The sequence below is a fragment of the Stenotrophomonas sp. AS012628 genome, assembly GCF_010608305.1.
In the GTDB taxonomy this organism is placed as follows: domain Bacteria; phylum Pseudomonadota; class Gammaproteobacteria; order Xanthomonadales; family Xanthomonadaceae; genus Stenotrophomonas; species Stenotrophomonas geniculata.
Genome location: NZ_VMBJ01000311.1, coordinates 1 through 215, shown reverse-complemented (window position 1 = coordinate 215; position 215 = coordinate 1). Strand labels below are relative to the sequence as shown.

Genomic DNA, 215 nt, shown 5'->3' with positions numbered 1-215 from the left:
GCTGAGATGATCATGGCCAGCGCGGCCTGATAGTTCTCGGGTGAAAGATACCAGTTGTGGGTCCATGCGAGTTGGGCATAGCTGACGCCTTCGCTGGCATTGGCCATCCGCTCCAGCCCGAGGTTGGTGCCATCAGCCAGAATTGCGGCGAGTACCGTGCTGGGGTTGTCGTGCTCCTTGCCTGAGCGCAGGTCACGGAATGCGTTCAAAAAACC

General features: G+C 59.1%; 1 protein-coding gene. It reads right to left on the bottom strand.

The annotated features are described in order from the left end of the window. Positions 1-215: Tn3 family transposase (locus G5A07_RS22060; RefSeq protein WP_191864053.1), on the bottom strand; the 215-nt coding region annotated here is incomplete at both ends.